7 protein-coding genes are annotated in these 8,525 nt (G+C 70.9%); 5 read left to right on the top strand and 2 right to left on the bottom strand.

What is annotated here, in order from left to right; all coding sequences use genetic code 11:
- Window positions 1-59: 59 nt before the first annotated feature.
- Complete coding sequence (locus ACFVDM_RS24600; RefSeq protein ID WP_383643953.1) at window positions 60-416, bottom strand: hypothetical protein; 357 nt, start codon at window positions 414-416, stop codon at window positions 60-62.
- Window positions 417-512: 96 nt separating this feature from the next.
- Window positions 513-1,466 carry a heme o synthase gene (locus tag ACFVDM_RS24595; RefSeq protein WP_383643950.1) on the bottom strand — a complete coding sequence of 318 codons (954 nt, stop codon included), beginning with the start codon at window positions 1,464-1,466 and terminating at the stop codon, window positions 513-515.
- A gap of 469 nt (window positions 1,467-1,935) precedes the next feature.
- On the opposite strand from ACFVDM_RS24595, the gene tkt reads away from it, so the two are divergent.
- Genes tkt through pgl form a run of 5 tightly spaced genes read left to right on the top strand, consistent with a single transcriptional unit; the run spans window position 1,936 to window position 8,491 of the window.
- Complete coding sequence (gene tkt / locus ACFVDM_RS24590) at window positions 1,936-4,023, top strand: transketolase (protein WP_383643947.1); 2,088 nt, start codon at window positions 1,936-1,938, stop codon at window positions 4,021-4,023.
- Between the two features lie 34 nt (window positions 4,024-4,057).
- Window positions 4,058-5,176, top strand: a complete 1,119-nt coding sequence (gene tal, locus ACFVDM_RS24585) for a transaldolase (protein WP_383643944.1) — start codon at window positions 4,058-4,060, stop codon at window positions 5,174-5,176.
- A gap of 5 nt (window positions 5,177-5,181) precedes the next feature.
- Window positions 5,182-6,714: a glucose-6-phosphate dehydrogenase gene (gene zwf / locus ACFVDM_RS24580; protein WP_383643941.1), complete on the top strand. Its 1,533-nt coding sequence runs from the start codon at window positions 5,182-5,184 to the stop codon at window positions 6,712-6,714.
- On the top strand, window positions 6,711-7,709 hold the full coding sequence (gene opcA / locus ACFVDM_RS24575) for a glucose-6-phosphate dehydrogenase assembly protein OpcA (protein WP_383643938.1): 999 nt from the start codon (window positions 6,711-6,713) through the stop codon (window positions 7,707-7,709). The genes zwf and opcA overlap by 4 nt, the downstream gene beginning before the upstream one ends.
- Window positions 7,706-8,491: a 6-phosphogluconolactonase gene (pgl, locus tag ACFVDM_RS24570; protein ID WP_383643935.1), complete on the top strand. Its 786-nt coding sequence runs from the start codon at window positions 7,706-7,708 to the stop codon at window positions 8,489-8,491. Before opcA ends, pgl begins: the two co-directional genes overlap by 4 nt.
- The last annotated feature ends 34 nt before the right edge of the window (window positions 8,492-8,525 follow it).

The following is an 8,525-nucleotide window of genomic DNA, read 5'->3' as shown; positions in this document are numbered from 1 at the left end:
GGGCTTCGGTACGGCGGCTGTGCCGCCCGTACCGAAGCCCCGCACGCGTATGGGGTGTCTCAGGCCTCGTTGGAGGGGCCGCCGACCTGGATGCCGGCCATCCGGCTCCACTCGTACGGGCCCGTGCGGACCTTCGCGGCGAACTCGCCGTCGAAGGACTCGTGCATCGTGATCCCGGACTTCAGCGCGGCGCTCTCGGCGACGGCGTACGAGGGGGCCACCAGGTCGCCCCAGCCGCCGTCCTCGCCCACCAGGACGATGCGGGTGCCCATCTCGCCGATGTAGGCGAGCTGCCCCTCGGCGCCGCCGTGCGCCTTCGCGAAGGCGCCGATCTGCTTGGCCAGCCGGGCCGCCCTGCGCTCCGCGCGCGCCGCCTGCCTGCCGTCCACCTGCTGGGTCTCAGCCGTCTCTGCCATGCACAGGATGCTACCGACCGGTAGATCAACGTGCGACGGGCGGGGAGCGTGGCGTGGGCCACGCTCCCCGCCCGTCGGCAGGGTCGAACGCTGCGGCTACCGCAGGAAGGGGTCCACCGCCACGGCGACGAACAGCAGCGAGACATAGGTGATCGACCAGTGGAACAGCCGCATCTCCTTGAGCTTCGCACCCGTCACCCCGGCCTTGGCCCGGCTGAGCAGGGCGTGGGCCTCCCAGAGCCAGAAGCCGCCGGTCAGCAGGGCCACCGCGGTGTAGAACCAGCCGGTGTAGCCCAGCGGGGTCAGCAGCAGCGAGACGGCGACCATCACCCAGCTGTAGAGAACGATCTGGCGGGCCACCACCCGGTTGGAGGCGAGGACCGGGAGCATCGGGACGCCGACGCGGGCGTAGTCGTCCTTGACCTTCATGGAGAGCGGCCAGTAGTGCGGAGGCGTCCAGAAGAAGATGACGGCGAAGAGGATCACCGCGGCCCAGGACATCGAGTTCGTCACGGCCGACCAGCCGATGAGGACGGGCATGCAGCCGGCGATGCCGCCCCAGACGATGTTCTGCGCGGTGCGGCGCTTCAGCAGCATCGTGTAGACGACGACGTAGAAGAGCAGGGCGCCGAGCGACAGCGCCGCCGACAGCCAGTTGACCAGCAGGCCGAACCAGACCGTCGAGACCACCGCGAGCGTGATGCCGAAGGCCAGGCACTCGCGCGGCGACACCATGCCGGTGACCAGCGGGCGCTGGGACGTACGGTCCATCAGCGCGTCGATGTCGCGGTCGATGTACATGTTCAGCGCATTGGCACCACCGGCGGACAGATAGCCGCCGATCGTGGTTGTGAGCACGAGCCACAGGTCGGGTACACCCTGAGCGGCCAGGAACATCACCGGAACAGTGGTGATCAGCAACAGCTCGATGATCCGAGGCTTGGTCAGTGCCACGAAGGCCTTGACACGGGCCCCGAACGGGCGATGGCCCCCTGGGCTCGGAGTCAAGGCGACCCCTGCGGGTCGGGACTCGACGGCCGTCACGCACACCCCTGACAGAGAAATCCCAGCAAGCTCCGGGTGTGAGGGCCCGGTAAAGACTTGCGCGAACCCGACCACTGTAGACGTTGGGGACACGCCGTCCTTCGCGGGGGTGGGGTCGTGTTGATGTGGCGCGCGGTACCGCGTCGCGGCGGGTGCGCGCGCGTTCGCACACCCCTGCGGAAGGGGCGCCCGCACACCCGTGCGGAGCGGCCCGCGCGGACCGCCCGCGACGCCCCCGCCACCGGGGCGCAGGTGTGCGCGGGAACGCTCGTCGGAGGCCTCAGGAGTGGGCTTCCGCGCTCATCGGAGAGGGCCCATCGGTGAGCCTCTCCGCTCATACGGGAGGCGGATCCGGCGGGCCGCCCGCACCCTGGAAGTACCCGGAAATCGCGGGTCCCGACGGGGGTAGGCTCGACTACGCCCGGTGCGGTCACAGCCACCGGTTTACAACAGTGGAGAGGAGCCCTGACTCAGGGTGAGCACCAAGCCGACCACCACAGACCTCCAGTGGACCGAATTGGACCAGCGGGCCGTGGACACCGTCCGCGTACTCGCCGCGGACGCCGTACAGAAGGTCGGAAACGGCCACCCGGGTACGGCCATGAGCCTGGCTCCCGCCGCGTACACCATCTTCCAGAAGGTGATGCGGCACGACCCCGCCGACGCGGAGTGGACCGGCCGCGACCGGTTCGTGCTCTCGGCGGGCCACAGCAGCCTGACCCTCTACATCCAGCTCTACCTGGCCGGCTACGGCCTGGAGCTCGACGACCTCAAGGCGTTCCGGACCTGGGGCTCGAAGACCCCGGGGCACCCGGAGTACGGCCACACCACCGGCGTGGAGACGACGACCGGCCCGCTGGGCCAGGGTGTCGCCAACGCCGTGGGCATGGCCATGGCCTCCCGCTACGAGCGCGGCCTGTTCGACCCCGACGCGGCCCCCGGCACCTCGCCGTTCGACCACATGGTGTGGGTCGTCGCGGGTGACGGCTGCCTCCAGGAGGGCATCTCGGCGGAGGCGTCCTCGCTGGCCGGGCACCAGAAGCTGGGCAATCTGGTCCTGCTCTGGGACGACAACCACATCTCGATCGAGGGCGACACGGAGACCGCGGTCTCCGAGGACACCCTGAAGCGCTACGAGGCGTACGGCTGGCACGTCCAGCGCGTCGACCAGCTGCCCAGCGGCGACCTGGACCCCGCGGGTCTGTACCGGGCGCTGCTGGCCGCCAAGGCCGAGACGGAGCGCCCGTCGTTCATCGCGGCCCGCTCGATCATCGCCTGGCCCGCGCCGAACGCCCAGAACACCGAGGCCGCCCACGGCTCCGCGCTCGGCGCCGACGAGGTCGCCGCGACCAAGCGCGTGCTGGGCTTCGACCCGGAGAAGAGCTTCGAGGTGGCCGACGAGGTCATCGCGCACACCCGTGAGGCGCTGGACCGGGGCCGCGAGGCCAGGGCCGAGTGGGAGAAGACCTTCGCCGCGTGGCGCACCGCCCAGCCGGAGCGCGCCGCCGAGTTCGACCGGATCTCCGCGGGCGAGCTGCCCGAGGGCTGGGAGGACAAGCTCCCCGTCTTCGAGCCGGGCAAGGGCGTCGCCACCCGCGCCGCCTCCGGCAAGGTCCTCCAGGCCCTCGGCGAGATCGTGCCCGAGCTGTGGGGCGGCTCCGCCGACCTGGCCGGCTCGAACAACACCACGATCGACAAGACCTCGTCGTTCCTCCCGGCGGGCAACCCGCTGCCGGAGGCCGACCCGTACGGCCGCACGATCCACTTCGGCATCCGCGAGCACGCCATGGCCGCGGCCATGAACGGCATCGCGCTGCACGGCAACACCCGCATCTACGGCGGCACCTTCCTGGTGTTCTCCGACTACATGCGCAACGCGGTGCGGCTCTCCGCGCTGATGCACCTGCCGGTGACGTACGTGTGGACGCACGACTCGATCGGTCTGGGCGAGGACGGCCCGACCCACCAGCCGGTGGAGCACCTGGCCTCGCTGCGCGCCATCCCGGGTCTGAACGTGGTCCGTCCGGCCGACGCCAACGAGACCTCCGTCGCCTGGCGCGAGATCCTGCGCCGCTACACCAAGGTGTTCGGCAAGGGCGCCCCGCACGGTCTGGCGCTGACCCGCCAGGGCGTGCCGACGTACCCGCTGAACGAGGACGCGGCCAAGGGCGGCTACGTGCTCTTCGATGCTGAGGGCGGCGAGCCCCAAGTCGTGCTGATCGGCACCGGCTCCGAGGTGCACCTCGCCGTCGAGGCGCGCGAGGAGCTGCAGGCCGCGGGCATCCCGACCCGGGTGGTGTCGATGCCGTCGGTGGAGTGGTTCGAGGAGCAGGACCAGGCGTACAAGGACAGCGTGCTTCCGCCGTCCGTGAAGGCCCGGGTCGCCGTCGAGGCGGGCATCGGCCTGACCTGGTACCGGTACGTCGGGGACGCCGGCCGGATCGTCTCGCTGGAGCACTTCGGTGCCTCGGCGGACGCGGGCGTGCTGTTCCGCGAGTTCGGTTTCACCGGCGAGGCCGTCGCGGCCGCCGCCCGGGAATCCCTCGCCGCCGCCACGCGCTGACGCGTACATACGACTAGTAGGAGATGCATTTCTCATGACAGACGCACTCAAGCGCCTCTCCGACGAGGGCGTGGCGATCTGGCTCGACGACCTCTCGCGCAAGCGGATCACCTCGGGCAACCTGGCCGAGCTGATCGACCAGAGCCACGTCGTGGGTGTCACGACCAACCCGTCGATCTTCCAGAAGGCGATCTCGCACGGCGACGGTTACGAGCAGCAGCTCACCGACCTCGCGACCCGCAAGGTCACCGTGGACGAGGCCATCCGGATGATCACGACGGCGGACGTCCGGGACGCCGCCGACATCCTGCGCCCGGTCTTCGACTCCACGGACGGCCAGGACGGCCGGGTCTCCATCGAGGTCGACCCGCGTCTGGCGCACCGCACGGAGGCCACGGTCGCCGAGGCCAAGCAGCTGGCCTGGCTGGTGGACCGGCCGAACACGCTCATCAAGATCCCGGCGACGAAGGCCGGTCTGCCGGCGATCACCGAGGTCATCGGCAAGGGCATCAGCGTCAACGTCACGCTGATCTTCTCGCTGGAGCGCTACCGCGCGGTCATGGACGCCTACCTGGCGGGCCTGGAGAAGGCGAAGGCCGCGGGCCTGGACCTCTCCAAGATCCACTCGGTGGCCTCGTTCTTCGTGTCCCGGGTGGACACCGAGATCGACAAGCGGCTGGACGGCATCGGCACGGACGAGGCCAAGGCGCTCAAGGGCAAGGCGGCGCTCGCCAACGCCCGGCTGGCCTACCAGGCGTACGAGGAGGTCTTCGCCTCGGACCGCTGGGCCGCGCTGGACAAGGCGCACGCCAACAAGCAGCGTCCGCTCTGGGCCTCCACGGGTGTGAAGGACCCGGCGTACAAGGACACCCTGTACGTGGACGACCTGGTCGCCCCGGGCACGGTGAACACGATGCCCGAGGCCACCCTGGACGCCACCGCGGACCACGGGCAGATCACGGGCAACACGATCGCCGGCACCTACGAGCAGGCCCGTGCCGAGCTCGACGCCGTCGGCAAGCTCGGCATCTCGTACGACGACGTCGTCCAGCTGCTGGAGGACGAGGGCGTCGAGAAGTTCGAGGCGGCCTGGATCGACCTGCTCAACTCGACCGAGGCGGAGCTCAAGCGCCTCGCCCCTTCGGAGGGCTGACCACTTTGTCTGGTGTTCCCGGAGCCAACCCGCTCCGTGACGCCCAGGACCGACGGCTCCCGCGCATCGCGGGGCCGTCGGGCCTGGTCATCTTTGGCGTCACGGGCGATTTGTCCCGTAAAAAGCTGATGCCCGCCGTCTATGACCTGGCCAACCGCGGTCTGCTGCCGCCGGGCTTCTCACTCATCGGTTTCGCGCGCCGCGAATGGCAGGACGAGGACTTCGCCCAGGAGGTCCACGACGCCGTCAAGCAGCACGCCCGTACGGAGTTCCGCGAGGAGGTCTGGCAGCAGCTCATCCAGGGGATGCGCTTCGTCCAGGGCAACTTCGACGACGACGCGGCGTTCGAGACCCTGAAGGCGACCATCCAGGAGCTGGACCAGGCGCAGGGGACGGGCGGCAACTTCGCCTTCTACCTGTCCGTGCCGCCGAAGTTCTTCCCCAAGGTCGTCCAGCAGCTCAAGAAGCACGGGCTGGCGGACCAGAAGGAGGGCTCCTGGCGGCGCGCCGTCATCGAGAAGCCCTTCGGCCACGACCTGAAGAGCGCGCAGGAGCTGAACCAGCTCGTGCACGACGTCTTCCCGCCCAACGAGGTCTTCCGGATCGACCACTACCTGGGCAAGGAGACGGTCCAGAACATCCTGGCGCTGCGGTTCGCCAACACGATGTTCGAGCCGATCTGGAACCGGAGCTATGTCGACCACGTGCAGATCACGATGGCCGAGGACATCGGCATCGGCGGCCGGGCCGGCTACTACGACGGCATCGGCGCCGCGCGCGACGTCATCCAGAACCACCTGCTCCAGCTGCTGGCGCTGACCGCGATGGAGGAGCCGGGCTCCTTCCACCCGAAGGCGCTGGTGGCCGAGAAGCTCAAGGTCCTCACGGCCGTGGAGCTGCCGGAGGATCTGGGCAAGCACACCGTGCGCGGCCAGTACGCGCACGCGTGGCAGGGCGGCGAGGAGGTCCTCGGCTATCTGGAGGAGGACGGGATCGACCCCAAGTCGAAGACCGACACCTTCGCCGCGATCAAGCTGACGGTCAACAACCGCCGCTGGGCGGGCGTGCCGTTCTATCTGCGGACCGGGAAGCGGCTCGGCCGCCGGGTCACGGAGATCGCGGTCGTCTTCAAGCGCGCCCCGTACCTCCCGTTCGAGTCCGGGGCCACGGAGGAGCTGGGCGGCAACGCGCTGGTCATCCGGGTCCAGCCGGACGAGGGCGTGACCGTGCGCTTCGGCTCCAAGGTGCCGGGCACCTCGATGGAGGTCCGGGACGTGACGATGGACTTCGCCTACGGCGAGTCCTTCACGGAGTCCAGCCCGGAGGCCTACGAGCGGCTCATCCTCGATGTGCTGCTCGGCGACGCCAACCTCTTCCCCCGCCACCAGGAGGTCGAACTCTCCTGGAACATCCTCGACCCGATCGAGCAGTACTGGGACAAGCACGGCAGGCCCGCGCAGTACCCGGCGGGCACCTGGGGCCCGTCCGAGGCGGACGAGATGCTCGCACGAGACGGACGGAGCTGGCGCCGGCCATGAAGATCGACCTCACGGAAACCACGTCCAGCAAGATCAACCAGGCGCTGGTCTCGGCCCGCCGGGCGATCGGCACCCCGGCGATCGGCATGGTCCTCACGCTGGTCATCGTCACCGACGAGGAGAACGCGTACGACGCGCTCAAGTCGGCCGGCGACGCCTCGCGCGAGCACCCCTCGCGGATCATCGCGGTGATCAAGCGGATCAGCCGTTCGCCGCGCAACCGGCGCGACGCCCGGCTGGACGCCGAGGTCCGGGTCGGCTCGGACGCGGGCACCGGCGAGACCGTGGTGCTCCGCCTCCACGGCGAACTGGCCAACCACGCCCAGTCGGTGGTCCTTCCGCTGCTGCTGCCGGATGCCCCGGTCGTCGTCTGGTGGCCCGAGGGCGCCCCGGCCGATCCGGCGAAGGACCCGCTGGGCGCGCTCGCCCAGCGCCGGATCACCGACGCCTACTCGGCCGAGCACCCGGGCGACGAGCTGGCGGTGCGCGCGCAGTCGTACACCCCCGGCGACACCGATCTCGCCTGGACCCGGATCACCCCCTGGCGCTCCATGCTGGCGGCCGCCCTGGACCAGCAGTCGGTCCGGGTCGTCTCGGCGACGGTCGAGGGCGAGTCGGAGAACCCGAGCTGCGAGCTGCTGGCCATGTGGCTGGCCGACCGGCTCCAGGTCCCGGTGGAGCGGACGATGTCCGGCGGCCCGGGGCTGACGGCCGTGAAGATGGAGACCGAGTCGGGCACGATCGTGCTCGACCGGGCCGACGGTTCGCTGGCCACGCTCTCCATGGTGGGGCAGCCGGACCGCGCGGTGGCGCTCAAGCGCCGGGAGACGGCGGAGCTGCTGGCCGAGGAGCTGCGCCGGCTCGACCCGGACAACACCTACGAGTCCACGGTGAAGTTCGGCGTGGAGCGGCTCGGCGAGGCGGCGAAGCCGAAGCCCGCGGCGGCGCCGGCCGCCAAGAAGGCCGCGCCCGCGAAGAAGGCGGCGGCGAAGTGACCGTCGTCCCGCAGCTCGTCGTGCACCGCGACAAGGAGCTGATGGCCCAGGCCGCCGCGGCCCGGCTGATCACGAGGATCGTGGACGCCCAGTCCGCGCGCGGCGAGGCCTCGGTGGTGCTCACCGGCGGGCGCAACGGCAACGGCCTGCTGGCCGCGCTCGCCGCCGCGCCGGCCCGGGACGCGATCGACTGGTCGCGGCTCGACCTGTGGTGGGGCGACGAGCGGTTCCTGCCGGAGGGCGATCCGGAGCGCAATGTCACGCAGGCCCGCGCGGCCCTGCTGGACTCGGTGCCGCTGGATCCGGCGCGGGTGCACGCGATGCCCGCGTCGGACGGTGCGCACGGGCCGGACGTCGACGCGGCCGCGGCCGCGTACGCCGCCGAACTGGCCGCCGCGGCCGGTCCGGTGGACCACGGCCCGGTGCCGGTCTTCGACGTGCTGATGCTGGGCGTCGGCCCCGATACGCACGTCGCCTCGCTCTTCCCCGAGCTGCCCGCGGTACGGGAGACCGAGCGCACCGTCGTCGGGGTGCACGGCGCGCCCAAGCCGCCGCCGGTCCGGGTCTCGATGACGCTGCCCGCCATCCGGGCGGCGCGCGAGGTGTGGCTGCTGGCGGCGGGCGAGGACAAGGCGGAGGCCGCGGAGATCGCGCTGTCGGGGGCCGGGGAGATCCAGGCCCCGGCGGCCGGCGCGTACGGCCGCGGCCGCACCCTGTGGCTGCTGGACGCGGCGGCGGCCTCCCGGCTGCCGCGCGCCCTGTATCCTCCGGCGTCCGCCTGACATCACGTCAGCACCGAGGCTCCCGGGCCCGGTT

The sequence above is a fragment of the Streptomyces sp. NPDC057682 genome, assembly GCF_042799575.1.
Classification (GTDB): Bacteria; Actinomycetota; Actinomycetes; order Streptomycetales; family Streptomycetaceae; genus Streptomyces.
The sequence above is the reverse complement of the archived record's forward strand: the minus strand, read 5'-3'. Positions and strand labels throughout refer to the sequence as shown.

Excerpts from the sequence above, each read along its gene's own strand:
- ACFVDM_RS24600 (WP_383643953.1), bottom strand. The coding sequence starts at position 416 with ATGGCAGAGACGGCTGAGACCCAGCAGGTGGACGGCAGGCAGGCGGCG.
- tal (WP_383643944.1), top strand. The coding sequence starts at position 4,058 with ATGACAGACGCACTCAAGCGCCTCTCCGACGAGGGCGTGGCGATCTGG.
- opcA (WP_383643938.1), top strand. The coding sequence starts at position 6,711 with ATGAAGATCGACCTCACGGAAACCACGTCCAGCAAGATCAACCAGGCG.